This window comes from Streptomyces sp. NPDC058145 (genome assembly GCF_042884245.1).
Taxonomy (GTDB): domain Bacteria; phylum Actinomycetota; class Actinomycetes; order Streptomycetales; family Streptomycetaceae; genus Streptomyces.
Window position 1 is genome coordinate 623,264 of record NZ_JBHVUH010000001.1, and the last position, 16,141, is coordinate 639,404.

Below are 16,141 nucleotides of genomic sequence, written 5' to 3' on the forward strand. Positions count from 1 at the left end.
GATTCCCGCCGTCACCACGGCTGGCAGGAGGACCGATCGATGCATTTCACTCCCAAGGGTCTGCTCGGCGCCATCGCGGCGGTGTCCATAGGCACGGCGACCCTGCTGGGCGCGGGAGCCGGCACCGCCGGCGCCGCGGGCAGAGCCCACTGCGACCGCGCCGAACGGCCCGTCTGGAGCGGCGATCCCAGCCGCAATCTGACGGCCCACGGATGCAGCCTGCCGTCCGGCGAACGCCGCTGGTACCGCGTCGAGGTCGACGACCTGGTGGAGGCCCACCACACGACGGACTACCTGAACGGCCCGGTCGACCGGGCCGAGAAGCTGCACGACAGGACCATCAGGTGCATGGGCTTCACCGCCGACGGCGCCACGGTGAACTGGTTCGGCTGCGTGCCGCACTGACACGCGGCCCGGTCACGGCGCCGGGGGCGGCGTTGCTCCACGGCGAGTCCGGTCCGCCGACCTTCCTGACGCGGTGATCCCGGGTCTCGACGCGGTCATCCCGTGCCGGGGGAACGGCAGAGCCCCCGGCGCCGTGCCAGGGGCTCCCCACGGGTGTCGCCGCCGGATCAGCCCAGGCCCGGACCCCGCACCGGGATGCTGGTGAACGTCGGCTGCGGAGCCGGGTCCTGGAAGAAGTCGTTGCCCTTGTCGTCCACGACGATGAACGCCGGGAAGTCCTCCACCTCGATCTTCCAGACGGCCTCCATCCCCAGCTCCTCGTACTCCAGCACCTCGACCTTCTTGATGCAGTCCTGGGCGAGGCGGGCGGCCGGGCCGCCGATGGAGCCGAGGTAGAAGCCGCCGTGCGCGTCGCACGCGTCGGTGACCTGCTTGCTGCGGTTGCCCTTGGCGAGCATCACCTTGGAGCCGCCCGCCGCCTGGAACTGCTCCACGTAGGAGTCCATGCGGCCGGCCGTCGTCGGGCCGAAGGAGCCGGACGCGTAGCCCTCGGGCGTCTTCGCCGGGCCCGCGTAGTACACCGGGTGGTCCTTCAGGTACTGCGGCATGTCCTCACCCGCGTCCAGCCGCTCCTTGATCTTGGCGTGCGCGATGTCGCGGGCGACGACCAGCGGGCCGGTGAGGGACAGCCGCGTCTTGACCGGGTACTTGGTGAGCTCGGCGAGGATCTCGTCCATCGGCTGGTTCAGGTCGATGTTGACGACATCCCCGTCCTGCTCCAGGTGCTCCTCCGTGGTCTCCGGCAGGAACCGCGCCGGGTCCGTCTCGAGCCGCTCCAGGAAGACGCCCTCGGCGGTGATCTTGGCGACCGCCTGGCGGTCCGCCGAGCAGGAGACGGCGATCGCGACCGGGCAGGACGCGCCGTGCCGCGGCAGCCGCACCACGCGCACGTCGTGGCAGAAGTACTTGCCGCCGAACTGCGCGCCGATGCCGATCCGCTGGGTCAGCTCGAAGACCTTGTCCTCCAGCTCCTTGTCCCGGAAGCCGTGGCCGAGCGGCGAGCCCTCGGCCGGCATGTTGTCCAGGTAGTGCGCGGAGGCGTACTTCGCGGTCTTCAGCGCGTACTCGGCGCTCGTGCCGCCGACGACGATCGCCAGGTGGTACGGCGGGCAGGCGGCCGTGCCGAGCGAGCGGATCTTCTCCTCCAGGAACTTCATCATGGAGGCCTCGTTCAGGACGGCCTTGGTCTCCTGGTAGAGGAAGGACTTGTTGGCGCTGCCGCCGCCCTTGGCCATGAAGAGGAACTTGTAGGCGCCGCCGTCGGTGGCGTACAGCTCGATCTGCGCGGGGAGGTTGGAGCCGGTGTTCTTCTCCTCCCACATGGTGAGCGGAGCCATCTGCGAGTAGCGCAGGTTCAGCTTGGTGTAGGCGTCGAAGATGCCGTGGGAGAGGGCCTTCTCGTCCTCGCCCTCGGTGAGGACGTTCTGGCCGCGCTTGCCCATGACGATCGCGGTGCCGGTGTCCTGGCACATCGGGAGCACGCCGGCCGCCGCGATGTTCGCGTTCTTCAGCAGGTCCAGGGCGACGAACTTGTCGTTGCTCGAGGCCTCGGGGTCGTCGATGATGCGGCGCAGCTGGGCGAGGTGGGCCGGGCGCAGGTAGTGCTGGATGTCGTGGATGGCCTCCTCGGCGAGCTTGCGCAGCGCCTCCGGCTCCACCTTGAGGAACGTCCGCCCGTCCGGCCCCTCGACGGTGGACACGCCTTCCGAGGTCACCAGCCGGTACGGGGTGGTGTCCTCGCCCTGGGGAAGCAGATCGGTGTACGCGAACTCAGGCATCTCAGCCCATTCCTCACTCTGACGGACGGCTGCCCGCCGACGTTGGCGGGCCCCACCAGCGTAGAACCTGCCCTCGGCGCGGAACCTGTGAGGTGGGGCTCAGTTCGACACGCCCGGGGTTGTCCACAACCCTAGTCGCGATCTATCGCGTTTCGGTACGCTGCTGCCGTGGACCTTCAGAAGCACGCCCAAGCCCAGGAAGGGGCGCCGGCCCCCGCCGATCTGCGCGCCTCGGACGCGGACCGTGACCGCGTCGCCGACATCCTCCGTGAGGCCCTGGCCGAGGGCAGGCTGACCGCGGACGAGCACGCCGAGCGCGTCGAGGGGGTGCTGCACGCCAAGACGGTCGGTGAGCTGGAGGTCTTCATCCGCGACCTGCCCGCGGCCCATCAGGGGCCCGCGGCGCCCGCCTACGCGTCCGTGCCGCCCCGTCCGGCTCCCGGCGCGATACCGGCCGAGGCGGACGCCAATGTGGTGGCCGTCTTCAGCAGTGCCATGCGGCGGGGCCGCTGGCGGGCCGGGCGCCGGCTGCACGCCTACGCGGTCTTCGGCAGCGTCGAGATCGATCTGAGCGAGGCGATCTTCGAGTACCAGCAGGTCGTCATCAAGGCCGTCTCGGTCTTCGGCGACGTGCAGATCCGCGTCCCGGAGAACGTCTCGCTGCGCGGCACGGGGGGCGGCGTGCTGGGCAACTTCGAGGTGGCCCCGCTCGATTCGGTCGAGTCGGAGGCGCCCGTGATCTACGTCGACGGCTGGGCCGTGCTCGGCAACGTGGAGGCGCGGCCCAAGCGCGGCAGGCTTGTGGCGGACATCCTCGACCGCGTCCAGGACAAGGTCGACCGGAAGCTGCGCAAACACCTGGACCGTTGACGGTCGCGAATCCGCCGGTGACCGGAAGGGTGCCGTCCGGTCGACGGCGGGCGCGTGGGGGCGTGAACAGGACGACGTGCGCCCGCGGTTGGAAACGCTGTGCATAGGCGCGCGCACAGCGGGTAGGCCTTGCTGCATCGTCGCTCGCTCGCGAAGCCGTCGTCAGGAGTAGACCGTGCTGCAACCGCCGCATTCGTCCCTGCAGGTAGCTGCCGTTCCGGCCCAGCGGGTGCCAGTGCCAGACAGGGACCAAGACGCCCCCTGGCACACCGAGGCGGTGTGCCGGCGTGACGAGGCCGGCCTGTTCTTCGCCCCGTCCAAGGAGCCGACGGCCGCCCGGCTGTCCCGCGAGGAGGCGGCCAAGCGCGTCTGCGCGCGCTGCCCCGTCATGGTGGAGTGCCGCGAGCACGCCCTGCTCCAGCCCGAGCCGTACGGCGTCTGGGGCGGCCTCACGGCGGCCGAACGCCGCGTGGTGCTGGCGCGTCGCCGCCGACGGGAGCTGGAGCTGAAGAACTCGGCACGGACGACGACGGACCGCATAGCCGGCTAGGGCCTGTCCGGCGGATCAGGCCGGACAGGTCCTGGATGCGCGAATGGGCGCCCTCTCCGCACAGAGGGCGCCCATTGGCTTTCGGGGGGAGCGGGGCTCACCCCGGTCGGGTCACTTCGCCCGGTCGAAGTCGATCGCGCTGTAGGCCCGCAGCTTGCTCAGCCGGTGCTCGGAGTCGATCCGCCGCACGGTGCCGGACTTCGACCGCATCACGATCGAGTCGGTGGTGGCGGTCTCCGACCGGTACCGCACCCCGCGCATCAGTTCGCCGTCGGTGATGCCGGTGGCGACGAAGAACACGTTCTCGCCGGTGACCAGGTCCTCCGTGGTCAGGACGCGGTCCAGGTCGTGCCCGGCGTCGACGGCCCGCGCCCGCTCCTCGTCGTCCTTGGGCCACAGCTTGCCCTGGATGGTCCCGCCCAGGCATTTCACGGCGCAGGCCGAGATGATGCCCTCCGGGGTGCCGCCGATGCCGAGCAGCAGATCGATGCCGGTGCCCTCGCGCAGGGCCAGGATCGAGCCGGCCACGTCACCGTCGGAGATCAGCTTGATGCGCGCACCGGTGTCGCGGATCTCCTTGATGATGCCTTCGTGCCGGGGCCGGTCCAGGATGACGACCGTGACGTCCTCGGGCGTGCGGTGCTTGGCCTTGGCGACCCGGCGGATGTTGACCGACACGGGTGCGTTGATGTCGACGAAGTCGGCGGCCTCGGGGCCGGTGACCAGCTTGTCCATGTAGAACACGGCGGACGGGTCGAACATGGCCCCGCGCTCGGCGGCGGCGAGGACCGCGATCGCGTTGGGCATGCCCTTGGCGGTCAGGGTGGTGCCGTCGATCGGGTCGACGGCGATGTCCACCTCGGGACCGGTGCCGTCGCCCACGTGCTCCCCGTTGAAGAGCATCGGGGCTTCGTCCTTCTCGCCCTCACCGATGACGACGACGCCGTTCATCGAGACGGTCGAGACGAGGGTGCGCATGGCGCGCACAGCGGCGCCGTCGGCGCCGTTCTTGTCACCGCGCCCGACCCAGCGGCCGGCGGCCATGGCGGCGGCTTCGGTCACCCGGACGAGCTCCAGGGCGAGGTTGCGGTCGGGTGCCTCGGAGGGCACATCGAGCTCGGACGGCAGATGATGATTCTCGGTCATCGGAGCGCACCTTTCTGATACGACGACGGCCGGATGAGGGTGTTGGTCCGACTCTATCGTTGAGCAGACAAAACGAGCAGGGGACCCCACGGATGAGCGCTCCCGGCACCTGCGACGATAGAGGGCGTGGCAGGTTCCAACGGCAAGCAGAAGACGGTCCGGGACATGATTCTCTCCCTGGGCCTCATCGGGATCGCGGCGGCGGTCATCTACGTCTTCGTCCCGCACGACGATCACGCTCCCGACATCAAGCGGGTCGACTACCGGGTCGAGCTGGACACGGCGCGGCGTGCCGCGAGCTACCCGGTGGCCGCCCCCGAGGGCCTGCCCGGCGCCTGGAAGGCGACCTCGGTGCGCTTCCAGGGCGAGAACTCCGACCGCTGGCACCTCGGCTTCCAGGATCCCGAGGGTCAGTACGTGCAGGTCGAGCAGTCGGCTCAGAAGCGGTCCGACTTCATCCAGCAGGCCAGCCAGGGCTCGAAGGCGACGAAGCGGACCGAGCGGATCGGCGACCGCACCTGGACCCGCTACACCGGCGGCCGCTACGACGCCCTGGTCCTGGAGGACACCCCCGGCTCCACCACGGTGGTGGCCGGCACGGCCCCCTTCGACCGGCTGACGAAGATGGCGGCGGCCCTGAAGATGTCCTGAGCGCCCCGCCCGTACGCGCGAAGAGGCCCCCGGCGATGCCGGGGGCCTCTTCGCGTGTACGGAGGTCAGACGGTCGTGACGACGTCCTCGTACGCCAGGCGCGGCGAGCGCGGGTACCAGGCGTCCGGGCCCGGCCGGCCGATGTTGACGACCATCAGCGGGGTGTGGTCGTCGTCCAGGAACTCCTTGCGGATGCCCTCGAAGTCGAGGCCGGTCATCGGGCCGGCGGCGAGCCCCGCGGCGCGGACGCCGACGATGAAGTAGCCGGCCTGGAGGGCGGCGTTCATCGCGGCGGAGCCCTCACGGACCGGGCGCTCGGCGAAGAAGAGGTCCTTGGCCTGCGGGAAGGCCGGGAACAGGGCCGGCAGCTCCTCGTGGAACTCGTTGTCCGCGGAGAGGATCGCGACCAGCGGGGCGGCGGCGGTCTTGGCCTGGTTGCCCTCGGACATGTGCTTCACCAGGCGCTCGCGGGCCTCCGGGGAGCGGACCAGAGTGATGCGCAGCGGGGTCTGGTTGAAGGCGGTGGGGCCGTACTTGACCAGGTCGTAGATCGCCTGGAGCTGCTCCTCGGTCACCGGCTCGTCGGTGAAGGTGTTCGCGGTGCGGGCCTCACGGAACAGCAGGTCCTGGGCGGCGGGGTCAAGAACGAGAGACATGCGTGACTTCCTCGGGTGCGCGTCCGGTCCGGGGCGCCGGACCGGCTGACGCGTACGACCCTACGGCAAAGTTCAACCTTCAACCAAACCGGGTGTGCGGTGAGCCCCGGCACAGTCTCGCGTGCCGTCCCGCCGCCCTACTCGGCGTCCTCCTCCTCGGCCTCCTCGGCCAGCGCCGCGTCCAGCCGGGCCCGCGCCCCCTCCAGCCAGCGCCGGCACACCTTGGCCAGCTCCTCGCCCCGCTCCCACAGTGCCAGGGACTCCTCGAGCGTCGTACCGCCCGCCTCCAGCCGCCGTACGACCTCGATCAACTCGTCCCGGGCCTGCTCGTACGAGAGCGCCTCGTCCACCTTGCTGGTCATCCACCCACCCTAGGTCCTCTCGTTTGGATCAGGCCGGGCTCGCGGGCCCTGGTGCCGCCCCTCGCCGCGTTGTCGTCGGTTGCCATGGCTCCGCCATGTCGCCCTCCTCCGCCTTGCGAGGCACGGCACCAGACCCCGCTCCCTGATCCGGCTGATCCAAACGAGAGGACCTAGACATCGACTCGGACACCGAACTCGCCCTCGGCGACCCGCGCCCGCAGCGCCTCGCCCCCGGCCACTTCCTCCGGGTCGCGCACCACATGCCCGTCCGCCCGCTGCAGCACCGCGTAGCCGCGCTTGAGGGTGGCGGCCGGCGAGAGGGCCACCACGCGCGCGTGCGTGTGAGTGAGCTCGGAATCGGCACGGTCCAGGAGGTGGCCGAGGGTGCGCCGGCCGCGGTCCAGCAGCGACGTCACATGGTCGGCGCGCTCGTCCACCATCCGGTGCGGATCCTCCATCGAGGGCCGCCCCAGCGCGTGCGCCAGCCCCCGCTCCTCGCGCTCCACGGACGCCGACACGCACCGCCGGGCACGGTCCCGCAGCATCCGCACCCGCTCGAACTCCTCGCCCACGTCCGGCACGACCTTCTTGGCGGCGTCGGTCGGGGTGGAGGCGCGCAGGTCGGCCACATGGTCCAGCAGCGGATTGTCCGGCTCGTGCCCGATGGCCGACACCACGGGCGTACGGCACTGGGCCACCGCGCGCACGAGCTGCTCGTCGGAGAAGGGCAGCAGATCCTCCACGCTGCCGCCGCCACGCGCCACGACGATGACGTCCACGTCGTCCAGCCCGTCCAGCTCCTTGACCGCCTGCACGACCTGCGGAACGGCGTGCACACCCTGCACGGCCACGTTGCGCACCTCGAAGCGGACGGCGGGCCAGCGGTGGCGGGCGTTCTCCAGCACGTCCCGCTCCGCGGCGGAGGCCCGCCCGCAGACCAGCCCGATGAGCTGCGGCAGGAACGGCAGCGGCTTCTTCCGCTCGGGCGCGAACAGCCCCTCGGCCGTGAGCGCCTTCTTGAGCTGCTCCAGCCGGGCCAGCAACTCACCGACGCCTACGGGCCGTATCTCGGCGGCCCGCAGCGAGAGCTGCCCACGCGGCGCGTACCACTCCGGCTTCGCCAGGACGACGACCCGGGCGCCCTCACCGACCACGTCGGCCACGGCGTCGAACACCTGCCGGTAGCACGTCACGCTGACCGAGATGTCGTGCGAGGGGTCCCGCAGGGTCAGGAACACCACCCCGGCGCCCGGCCGCCGCGAGAGCTGCGTGATCTGCCCCTCGACCCACACCGCGCCCAGCCGGTCGATCCACCTCCCGATGAGCCGCGAGACCTCACCGACGGGCAGGGGCGTCTCGGGCGACGTGTTCACAGCCATGCCGCGAGCGTAACGGCGGGCACCGACAAAAGGCCCCGCCCGCACGCGCGCCCGCGGCGGACCCGTATGACGGGCCGCGCGGGCACGCGATCCCGGAGCCCGTGAACACACCCTTACGATGGGTCCCATGACCGCTTCGTCTGGCCGCCGTGTCCTGCTCGCCGCCCCCCGGGGCTACTGCGCCGGTGTGGACCGCGCCGTGATCGCCGTCGAGAAGGCCCTGGAGCAGTACGGGGCCCCGATCTACGTCCGGCACGAGATCGTCCACAACAAGTACGTCGTGCAGACCCTGGAGAGGAAGGGCGCCGTCTTCGTCGAGCGGACGGAGGAGGTGCCGCCGGGCAACATCGTGATGTTCTCCGCGCACGGCGTCGCCCCGGTCGTGCACGAGGAGGCCGAGCGTGGCCGGCTGGCCACGATCGACGCGACCTGCCCGCTGGTCACCAAGGTCCACAAGGAGGCCGTGCGGTACGCCAAGGAGGACTACGACATCCTCCTGATCGGGCACGAGGGCCACGAGGAGGTCATCGGCACCTCCGGCGAGGCCCCCGAGCACATCCAGCTGGTCGACGGCCCCGAGGACGTCGCCAAGGTCGAGGTGCGCGACCCCTCGAAGGTCGTCTGGCTGTCCCAGACCACCCTCTCCGTGGACGAGACCATGGAGACCGTCGACGCCCTGAAGACGAAGTTCCCGGGCCTCGTCTCCCCGCCGAGCGACGACATCTGCTACGCCACGCAGAACCGCCAGCTCGCCGTGAAGCAGATGGGTGCCGAGGCCGAGCTGGTCATCGTGGTCGGCTCGCGCAACTCCTCGAACTCCAAGCGGCTGGTCGAGGTCGCCAAGCTCGCCGGTGCCCGCGCCGCCTACCTGGTGGACTTCGCCGACGAGATCGACGAGGCCTGGCTGGAGGACGTGACGGCCGTGGGCGTCACCTCCGGCGCCTCCGTCCCGGAGGTACTGGTCGAGCAGGTCCTGGAGTGGCTCGCCGAGCGCGGCTACGGGGACGTGGAGATCGTCAAGGCCGCCGAGGAGTCCATCACCTTCTCGCTGCCCAAGGAGCTGCGCCGCGACCTGCGCGACGAGGCGGCGACCCTGGCCGCCGAGCGCGGCGGGACCGGCACCTCCGGGGCGTGACCGGCACGGCCGGGGCGTGACCGGCATCTCCCTGGCGTGACCGTCAGTCGCACGTCGTAACGTGGTGCCATGCAGATCTTCGGCGTGGACATCGGTGGATCCGGGATCAAGGGCGCCCCTGTGGACCTGGACAAGGGAGACCTGGCCCAGGAGCGCTGCAAGGTGCTCACCCCGCAGCCGGCGACGCCCGACGGCGTCGCCGACGGGGTGAAGCAGGTCATCGACCACTTCGGCTGGACGGGCCCGGTGGGTCTGACCTTCCCCGGAGTGGTCACGGGCGGCGCCACGGTCCGTACGGCGGCCAACGTCGACAAGAGCTGGGTCGACACGGACGCGCGCGCGTTGTTCGGCGGCCGGCTGGGCGGCCTGCCGGTGACCGTGGTCAACGACGCGGACGCGGCGGGCGTCGCCGAGATGCAGTTCGGCGCCGGCCGGGACCGGCACGGCACGGTCATCCTGCTCACCTTCGGCACCGGCATCGGCAGCGCCGTCTTCGTGGACGGCGTCCTGGTCCCCAACACCGAGCTGGGCCACCTCGAGCTGAACGGCCACGAGGCCGAGAAGCGGGCCTCCAGCAAGGCCAAGGAGGACCACGACCTGAGCTGGGAGCAGTGGGCGCGCCGGATCGGGAAGTACCTCGCCCACGTCGAGATGCTCTTCTCGCCCGAGCTGTTCATCGTCGGCGGCGGGGTCAGCCGCAAGGCGGACAAGTTCCTGCACCTCATCGAGGGCGTGAAGGCCGAGATCGTGCCGGCCCAGCTCCAGAACAACGCGGGCATCGTCGGGGCGGCGATGCACGCGGCGCAGGCGCAGGCGCGGGTCGGGGACTAGAAGGGCACGGGTTCAGGCCCGGGAAGGACGGCGCGGGACCCGCCGGTCAGGCACGGCTCCGGCGGGCCCGTACCCACAGCACCCGGCGTACCAGCACGATCACCCCCGCGAGCAGCGTCCCCCCGTACAGCCAGCCCGCCTGCGTGGCGAGTCCGGTGACCAGCCCCATCAGCCGCCCGAGCAGCCCCCCGCCGCCGTCCGTCACGGGGAACAGGCCCGCCGCGAAGGCGATCGGCACGACGACCGGCGCGGTGAGCACGTCACCGCCGCGGACCCACAGCGCGGTCAGCACGCACACCGGCAGGAACAGCACGCCGTACAGCGTCAGGGACGCACCGAACATCAGCTGGTCCAGCGCACCGAGCAGGAGCATCACCGCCGCGCAGAACAGCCCCCCGCCGAGCCCGGTGAGTCGCAGCCCCGCCGGCTGCCCGTCCGACGGCCCGGCACTCGCCGGCCTTCCGTCCGCAGGCCGTGCCCCGCGCGGCACCGGCCGACGTACCTGCGGCGGCAGCGACGCGGGCGGTGTGCCGCGTCGCCGTCCGTTGTTCGGGGGTCGGCCTCTGCGCTGCTCCATCGGACTAACTTAGGTCTGCTTATGTGCCCAATCGGCCCTCAGACACGCCGGTGGGCGCGGCTCGGCCGGACGTCCCGCGCTCCCGCGAGCCCGCCATCGCGGACGCCGTAGACTGGTGGATCGGCCAGTGTCTCTGGCCCCTGGCAGCCCCTGGCCCCTCTCATCTACGGGAAGTCGCAACGTGTCGCTCACGATCGGAATCGTCGGCCTGCCCAATGTCGGCAAGTCGACCCTGTTCAACGCCCTGACCAAGAACGACGTGCTGGCGGCCAACTACCCGTTCGCCACGATCGAGCCGAACGTCGGCGTGGTCGGCGTCCCGGACGGCCGCCTCGCCAAGCTGGCGTCGATCTTCAAGTCGGAGCGTATCCTGCCGGCCACGGTCGACTTCGTCGACATCGCCGGCATCGTGCGCGGCGCTTCCGAGGGCGAGGGCCTGGGTAACAAGTTCCTCGCGAACATCCGCGAGTCCGACGCGATCTGCCAGGTCATCCGCGCCTTCAAGGACGAGAACGTCGTCCACGTCGACGGCAAGGTCTCGCCGAAGGACGACATCGAGACGATCAACACCGAGCTGATCCTCGCCGACCTCCAGACCATCGAGAAGGTCCTGCCCCGGCTCCAGAAGGAGTCGCGGATCAAGAAGGACGTGGCCCCGAAGGTCAAGGCCATCGAGGAGGCCAAGGAGATACTGGAGAAGGGCGACACGCTCTTCGCGCACGGCATCGTCCAGGGCACCGAGCGCAACGAACCTCTGCACGACCTGCACCTGCTCACCAGCAAGCCGTTCCTCTACGTCTTCAACGTCGACGAGGACGAACTGGTCGACGAGGACTTCAAGAACGAGCAGCGCGCCCTGGTGGCCCCCGCCGAGGCGATCTTCCTCAACGCCAAGCTGGAGCAGGACCTCGCCGAGCTGGACGAGGAGGACGCGCTGGAGCTCCTGGAGTCGGTCGGCGCCGAGGAGCCGGGCCTGGCCACCCTCGCCCGCGTCGGCTTCAACACCCTCGGGCTGCAGACCTACCTCACGGCCGGTCCCAAGGAGTCCCGCGCCTGGACGATCAAGAAGGGCGCGACGGCCCCCGAGGCGGCCGGTGTGATCCACACCGACTTCCAGAAGGGCTTCATCAAGGCCGAGGTCATCTCCTTCGGCGACCTGGTCGAGACGGGCTCCGTCGCCGAGGCCCGCGCCAAGGGCAAGGCCCGCATGGAGGGCAAGGACTACGTGATGCAGGACGGCGACGTGGTGGAGTTCCGCTTCAACGTCTGATCGCGCGCGTGAGGGGCCGGGCTCGTCAGAGCCCGGCCCCTCCTCGTTTTCCGCCCGGCGGCGGACCGAGGGCCCCGCCGAGTTGAACATCCCTGGAAACGACGTAGATTCGTAAGTGGACCGCCTGCGGTTCGACCGGCGACCGACTCGATCGAGAGTCCGCCTGGAAGCAGTCGCCCGTGGGGCCGGGTCCGTCGCACAGGATTCCGGTCGCTTCTTCCCCCGCTCGTCCGAGTCGACGACGGCACGAGCGGTGTCCGTCGCAACGGGAGGAAACCGCACCGAGGGTATGTGGGCCGCGCCGTGCGGCGGCAGCGTGTCGAAGCGCTCATGTCCGCGAGGATGATCATGAAGACGCTGAAACCACAACACCATGCACCCGCCTGATGATCACGGTGGCGCGACCGCCACGGACGAGGGGTGGAGCAGGCACACCCCGCCCCCCAGCCAGGCGCGGCAGAAGCAACTGCGCGACGCCTGGGACAACTTCCGCGTCGGCAACGGTGTCCGCCAAGGCCTGGAACGTGTGCACGAGAGGCCCCGTCGAACCGGATCGGGCGGCCGTCATCCGGATCGGTCTCCCGCCCACCTGGCTGGCCGTGCTGCTGCGGAAGCGGGTGCACCGCCACGGCCTCGGCCGGGTCCGGTCCCTGGACGCCCGGAGCGCGCCGCACGACCGGAACGCCGGAGCGGATGTCGTCGGGATCGCCCTGTGCGCGTTCCTCGCCGCCGCGCTCGTGGTGATCACCGGACTCGGCGAACCGAGCGCGAACGGCGGACCGAGCCCGAACTGGGCTTTATGGCTATGGGGCTTCGTCCTCGTGCTGTCGGCGTGAACGGCGGCGTGAACGGCGGTTCGTTTCCGCAGGCCCCTCGCCGTCACCTCCAGGCCTGTCCCAGCGCGCGGTGCGGCGGAGCCTGCATCCGGTCGTATCGCCAGGCGAGCGCCGTCAGTTTGTCCTCGGTGCCGGTGTCGGGCTGGGGAGTCTCCAGAATGACCCGCCGGCCGGAGCGGTCGTCGACGACGAGCGCGGTCTCCTCCAGCATCATGGGCCCGACCAGAGGATGCCGGACCTCGCGGGTGGTGACGCGCTGCCTTCCGATTTCGTGCCGCCGCCACCAGGCGCGGAAATCCGCGCTGCTTTCGCTCAATTCGTGGACGAGTGCGGTGAACCACGGCTCGTGCACATAAAGTCCGGTCGCCGCACGGAACTCGGCTAGTATCGAGCGGGCGCTCGGCTCCCAGTTGCGCATCAGTTCGCGCATGTGGTCGCTGAAGAAGAGCCACAGCAGATGACGGTGTGCCGGGGTTGTCGCGGCCAGATCGCCATATACATCGGTCCGCGCCTGGTTCCAGGCGAGAATGTCGAACCGGGGGCCGAGGGCGAATGCGGGATGCGGGAGTTGGCTGTCGAGGATGCGCTGGAGCGTCGGCGGCACACCATTCGCGGGTACGGTGGCGCTGGAACGGGCGTCCCCGCTCGCCAGGGTCAGAAGGTAGTCGTGCTCTTCGCCGGTGAGACGAAGGGCGCCGGCGAGCGAGTTGAGGACCTGGTCGGAGACCCGGATCTTACGGGCCTGCTCGAGCTGGGAGTACCAGCACGAGCTGATGCCCGCCAGGTCCGCGACATCTTCCCGTCGCAGGCCGGGCGTTCGCCGCGAGGGGCGTGAGGGGAGACCGACCTCTTCGGGTTGGAGGGCCAGCCGGCGTGTTCTGAGGAAGTCCGCGAGCTCCGCTCGCCGTGGGTCGTCATTCATCCGGCGTTCCCCCTGTTGGGCGACTGGTGCGGATGCTTTTCCATCCAAATACCCCTACTCCTAGGATAGTCGGTTTCTGTGTTCCGCGCCCGATGGGCCCGCTGGGGGCGGCATCCGGCAATCCAGCCCCGGTTCGCTACGGTGTCAATGCGTGTGACTCCTCAAGAGTCCGGCCCGAAAACGTTGTTGAGCGCATTCCGTCGCCGTCTCACTGGTCGGGGCTTATTGCGGACGGCTGTTGCCGATAACCCCGAGTCCTAGGATGAGCGGTTTCTTGATGGGTGTTGTGGCGCGTGTGATCCTGCTGTTGGAGGCGGCGTTCGACCGTTGCGTGGTGCCGATTGCAGGCGCCGGCCACGACAGAACGACTGTCTTTCGTTCCGCGGGTCGAAGGGAGAAAGGTTATGCGTGGCAAGCGGTACCTCACCCGGCTTAGCCCAGCGCTCATCGCTGCCGCTCTGGCGTTCCCGGCGGGCTTCGCCGGTGAAGCGGTCGGTGCTGCACCTCCAGCCGCTGTGGTGGCATCGGCCCACCAGAAGGCGCCCGCGACCACGGACCTCGCCCCGGATCGCCCGTGCAAGCAGCGCCCGTGCAAGCCGGTGGTGCGGCAGCAGCAGCAACAGCAGCAGCGGGGCCAGCAGCAGCAACAGCAGCAGCGGGGCCAGCAGCAGCAACAGCAGCAGCGGGGCCAGCAGCAACAGCAACAGCAGCAACAGCAGCAACAGCAGCAGCAGCAACAACAACAGCAGCAGCAGCAACAGCAGCAACAGCAGCAGCAACAACAGCAGCAGCAACAGCAGCAGCAACAGCAGCAGCAGCGGGGCCAGCAGCAACAGCAGCAGCAGCAACAACAACAGCAGCAGCAGCAGCAACAGCAGCAGCAGCAACAGCAGCAACAGCAGCAGCAGCGGGGCCAGCAGCAGCAACAGCAGCAGCAACAGCAGCAGCGGGGCCAGCAGCAGCAACAGCAGCAGCAACAGCAGCAGCAGCAACAGCAGCAGCAGCAACAGCAGCAGCAGCAACAGCAGCAGCAGCAGCAGCAACAACAGCAGCAGCAGCAACAGCAGCAGCAGCAACAGCAGCAACAGCAGCAGCAACAGCAGCAACAGCAGCAGCAGGGCCAGCAGCAACAGCAACAGCAGCAGCAACAGCAGCAGGGCCAGCAGCAGCAGCAACAACAGCAGCAACAGCAGCAACAGCAGCAGCAACAGCAGCAGCAGCAACAACAACAGCAACAGCAGGGCCAGCAGCAACAGCAGCAGCAACAGCAGCAACAGCAGCAGCAACAACAGCAGCAGCAACAGCAGCAGCAACAGCAGGCCGCCTGAGTCGCTTGGCCGAGCTGTCCGACGGACACACTGTGCCCACCCGGTGGCGCGCAACCCGCAAGGCCCGCGGATTGCGCGTCACTGGCGTATACCTCCAAGCATCAGTTGACCTGGCTTAACATGCACCGGTGTCCATACCCCCGCCCCCCGGCCCCCAGCAGCCGCACGGGCCGTATCAGCCGCCGCAGCGGCACTACCCGCAGGGGCCGTACGGGCCGCCCACGCATCCGCAGGGGCCGGCGTACCAGCCGTGGGCGCAGGGCTACAGCCCCTACAACCGGCCCGCCCCCGTGAACGGCCTCGCCATCACCTCCCTGGTGTTCGGCGTGCTGTGCTGTCTGCCGGGCGTGGGGCTGGTGTTCGGGCTGATCGCGCTGCGGCAGATCCGGCGGCGGGGTGAGCGCGGGGCGGGGCTTGCGGTGGGCGGCTCGGTGCTGTCCGGGATCGGGCTCGTGCTGGGGGCCCTGATGCTGGCCACGGGTGGCGCGTCCAGCGTCTGGGAGGGAGTGAGGGAAGGGGCGCGTGACGGCGCCAACTCCTCGCTGGTGAAAGGGGAGTGCTTCGACGCGCCCGGCGGGATGCTGAGCGGCGGGACCGGCGCCGTGACCGGGGTGCCCTGCCCCGGGGAGCACGACGGCGAGGTGTTCGCCTCGTTCCGGCTGCGGGACGGCGGCTACCCCGGCGACGACTCGGTGACCGGTACCGCCGACGAGCGCTGCTATGGACTGCGGGACACCTACGCGATGGACGCCTGGGCCGTCCCAGACGACGTCGACGTCTACTACCTCACGCCGACCGAGCGCCGTTGGTCGGCCGGGGACCGGGAGGTCACCTGCGTCTTCGGCAACGTGACCGAGGGCGCGAACCTCACCGGCTCGCTGCGCAACGACGCGACCGTCCTCGACGCCGACCAGATCGCCTATCTGAGGGCCGCTCACATCCTGAACGCCGCCGTGGAGTCGGCCCCGGAGGCGGAGTACGTCGAGGACGACCTGCCGGGGCACCAGGCGTGGGCCGGGCGGATCTCCACGGCCCTGGACGAACAGGCCCGGTCGCTGCGCGGACACGAGTGGCCCGCCGGTGCCCGGAAGCCGGTCGCCGCCCTGGCCGCCGATCTGGACCGGGCGCGTGCCGAGTGGGCGAAGGCCGCGAAGGCGGAGGACGCCGACGCGTTCTACGAGCACTACGACACCGGTCTGCGACTGCTCGACCCGAAGGAAGGGGTTCCCGTACGGAGGGCCCTGGGACTGCGGACCACCCCGCCGGCCGGTGGCGGTCATGCCAGGGGTGACACGGGGGACGGCGGCTCGGACGGCGGCAGCGGCATGGCGGTATGAGCCGGGCTGCGGACGTGATGACCGTGCGGAGGTGTGGCTTCGCCCATA

The 16,141-nt window shown here is 70.1% G+C and carries 17 protein-coding genes; 9 read left to right on the forward strand and 8 right to left on the reverse strand.

The features are described 5' to 3' along the window. Positions 1 to 39: 39 nt before the first annotated feature. Complete coding sequence (locus ACFVVO_RS02910) at positions 40 to 405, forward strand: hypothetical protein (protein WP_390051188.1); 366 nt, start codon at positions 40 to 42, stop codon at positions 403 to 405. A gap of 167 nt (positions 406 to 572) precedes the next feature. Here ACFVVO_RS02910 and ACFVVO_RS02915 read toward each other — a convergent pair whose 3' ends face one another. After that, positions 573 to 2,243, reverse strand: coding sequence for a fumarate hydratase (locus tag ACFVVO_RS02915; protein ID WP_390051189.1), 1,671 nt, complete (start codon positions 2,241 to 2,243; stop codon positions 573 to 575). Positions 2,244 to 2,411: 168 nt separating this feature from the next. Here ACFVVO_RS02915 and ACFVVO_RS02920 point away from each other — a divergent pair, with 168 nt between their 5' ends. Continuing rightward, complete coding sequence (locus ACFVVO_RS02920) at positions 2,412 to 3,113, forward strand: DUF1707 domain-containing protein (protein WP_390051190.1); 702 nt, start codon at positions 2,412 to 2,414, stop codon at positions 3,111 to 3,113. 175 nt (positions 3,114 to 3,288) lie between these two features. Next, positions 3,289 to 3,663 (forward strand): WhiB family transcriptional regulator, encoded by a 375-nt coding sequence (locus ACFVVO_RS02925; RefSeq protein ID WP_390051191.1) that lies wholly within the window; start codon positions 3,289 to 3,291, stop codon positions 3,661 to 3,663. Between the two features lie 111 nt (positions 3,664 to 3,774). On the opposite strand, the gene glpX is transcribed toward ACFVVO_RS02925, so the two are convergent. Then, positions 3,775 to 4,809, reverse strand: a complete 1,035-nt coding sequence (gene glpX, locus ACFVVO_RS02930; RefSeq protein WP_390051192.1) for a class II fructose-bisphosphatase — start codon at positions 4,807 to 4,809, stop codon at positions 3,775 to 3,777. Positions 4,810 to 4,935: 126 nt separating this feature from the next. Between glpX and ACFVVO_RS02935 the strand changes: the two genes are divergently transcribed. Beyond that, positions 4,936 to 5,460 (forward strand): DUF4245 domain-containing protein, encoded by a 525-nt coding sequence (locus tag ACFVVO_RS02935; RefSeq protein ID WP_390051193.1) that lies wholly within the window; start codon positions 4,936 to 4,938, stop codon positions 5,458 to 5,460. 65 nt (positions 5,461 to 5,525) lie between these two features. On the opposite strand, the gene ACFVVO_RS02940 is transcribed toward ACFVVO_RS02935, so the two are convergent. From ACFVVO_RS02940 to xseA, 3 genes are all read right to left on the reverse strand, one after another. Further along, positions 5,526 to 6,116 carry a malonic semialdehyde reductase gene (locus ACFVVO_RS02940; protein WP_390051194.1) on the reverse strand — a complete coding sequence of 197 codons (591 nt, stop codon included), beginning with the start codon at positions 6,114 to 6,116 and terminating at the stop codon, positions 5,526 to 5,528. Between the two features lie 137 nt (positions 6,117 to 6,253). Next, the gene (locus ACFVVO_RS02945; protein ID WP_365579631.1) at positions 6,254 to 6,478 is read right to left on the reverse strand and encodes an exodeoxyribonuclease VII small subunit; all 225 of its coding nucleotides are present in this window, start codon (positions 6,476 to 6,478) and stop codon (positions 6,254 to 6,256) included. A gap of 170 nt (positions 6,479 to 6,648) precedes the next feature. Continuing rightward, the gene (xseA, locus tag ACFVVO_RS02950; protein WP_390051195.1) at positions 6,649 to 7,857 is read right to left on the reverse strand and encodes an exodeoxyribonuclease VII large subunit; all 1,209 of its coding nucleotides are present in this window, start codon (positions 7,855 to 7,857) and stop codon (positions 6,649 to 6,651) included. Between the two features lie 118 nt (positions 7,858 to 7,975). Here xseA and ACFVVO_RS02955 point away from each other — a divergent pair, with 118 nt between their 5' ends. Both ACFVVO_RS02955 and ppgK read left to right on the forward strand, forming a co-directional pair. After that, entirely contained in the window at positions 7,976 to 8,992 is a 1,017-nt protein-coding gene (locus tag ACFVVO_RS02955) for a 4-hydroxy-3-methylbut-2-enyl diphosphate reductase (protein ID WP_390051196.1), read from the forward strand. Between the two features lie 69 nt (positions 8,993 to 9,061). Then, complete coding sequence (gene ppgK, locus ACFVVO_RS02960; RefSeq protein ID WP_390051197.1) at positions 9,062 to 9,823, forward strand: polyphosphate--glucose phosphotransferase; 762 nt, start codon at positions 9,062 to 9,064, stop codon at positions 9,821 to 9,823. A gap of 46 nt (positions 9,824 to 9,869) precedes the next feature. Here the strand turns inward: ppgK and ACFVVO_RS02965 are convergent, their stop codons facing one another. Then, the gene (locus ACFVVO_RS02965; RefSeq protein WP_390051198.1) at positions 9,870 to 10,400 is read right to left on the reverse strand and encodes a DUF6542 domain-containing protein; all 531 of its coding nucleotides are present in this window, start codon (positions 10,398 to 10,400) and stop codon (positions 9,870 to 9,872) included. A 181-nt stretch (positions 10,401 to 10,581) separates the two neighbouring features. On the opposite strand from ACFVVO_RS02965, the gene ychF reads away from it, so the two are divergent. Both ychF and ACFVVO_RS02975 read left to right on the forward strand, forming a co-directional pair. After that, positions 10,582 to 11,670: a redox-regulated ATPase YchF gene (gene ychF, locus ACFVVO_RS02970; protein ID WP_390051199.1), complete on the forward strand. Its 1,089-nt coding sequence runs from the start codon at positions 10,582 to 10,584 to the stop codon at positions 11,668 to 11,670. A 524-nt stretch (positions 11,671 to 12,194) separates the two neighbouring features. Then, a complete protein-coding gene (locus ACFVVO_RS02975; RefSeq protein ID WP_390051200.1) occupies positions 12,195 to 12,506 on the forward strand; it encodes a hypothetical protein in 312 nt (103 codons plus the stop codon). 43 nt (positions 12,507 to 12,549) lie between these two features. Here ACFVVO_RS02975 and ACFVVO_RS02980 read toward each other — a convergent pair whose 3' ends face one another. Next, positions 12,550 to 13,428, reverse strand: a complete 879-nt coding sequence (locus ACFVVO_RS02980; RefSeq protein WP_390051201.1) for a helix-turn-helix transcriptional regulator — start codon at positions 13,426 to 13,428, stop codon at positions 12,550 to 12,552. A gap of 257 nt (positions 13,429 to 13,685) precedes the next feature. Further along, the gene (locus ACFVVO_RS02985; protein WP_390051202.1) at positions 13,686 to 14,741 is read right to left on the reverse strand and encodes a hypothetical protein; all 1,056 of its coding nucleotides are present in this window, start codon (positions 14,739 to 14,741) and stop codon (positions 13,686 to 13,688) included. 143 nt (positions 14,742 to 14,884) lie between these two features. On the opposite strand from ACFVVO_RS02985, the gene ACFVVO_RS02990 reads away from it, so the two are divergent. Further along, the gene (locus tag ACFVVO_RS02990; RefSeq protein WP_390051203.1) at positions 14,885 to 16,093 is read left to right on the forward strand and encodes a DUF4190 domain-containing protein; all 1,209 of its coding nucleotides are present in this window, start codon (positions 14,885 to 14,887) and stop codon (positions 16,091 to 16,093) included. Positions 16,094 to 16,141 lie beyond the last annotated feature (48 nt).

Coding starts and splice junctions, on each gene's coding strand:
- ACFVVO_RS02910 (WP_390051188.1), top strand. CDS start 40: ATGCATTTCACTCCCAAGGGTCTGCTCGGCGCCATCGCGGCGGTGTCC.
- ACFVVO_RS02915 (WP_390051189.1), bottom strand. CDS start 2,243: ATGCCTGAGTTCGCGTACACCGATCTGCTTCCCCAGGGCGAGGACACC.
- glpX (WP_390051192.1), bottom strand. CDS start 4,809: ATGACCGAGAATCATCATCTGCCGTCCGAGCTCGATGTGCCCTCCGAG.
- ACFVVO_RS02940 (WP_390051194.1), bottom strand. CDS start 6,116: ATGTCTCTCGTTCTTGACCCCGCCGCCCAGGACCTGCTGTTCCGTGAG.
- ACFVVO_RS02945 (WP_365579631.1), bottom strand. CDS start 6,478: ATGACCAGCAAGGTGGACGAGGCGCTCTCGTACGAGCAGGCCCGGGAC.
- xseA (WP_390051195.1), bottom strand. CDS start 7,857: ATGGCTGTGAACACGTCGCCCGAGACGCCCCTGCCCGTCGGTGAGGTC.
- ACFVVO_RS02955 (WP_390051196.1), top strand. CDS start 7,976: ATGGGTCCCATGACCGCTTCGTCTGGCCGCCGTGTCCTGCTCGCCGCC.
- ppgK (WP_390051197.1), top strand. CDS start 9,062: ATGCAGATCTTCGGCGTGGACATCGGTGGATCCGGGATCAAGGGCGCC.
- ACFVVO_RS02965 (WP_390051198.1), bottom strand. CDS start 10,400: ATGGAGCAGCGCAGAGGCCGACCCCCGAACAACGGACGGCGACGCGGC.
- ACFVVO_RS02980 (WP_390051201.1), bottom strand. CDS start 13,428: ATGAATGACGACCCACGGCGAGCGGAGCTCGCGGACTTCCTCAGAACA.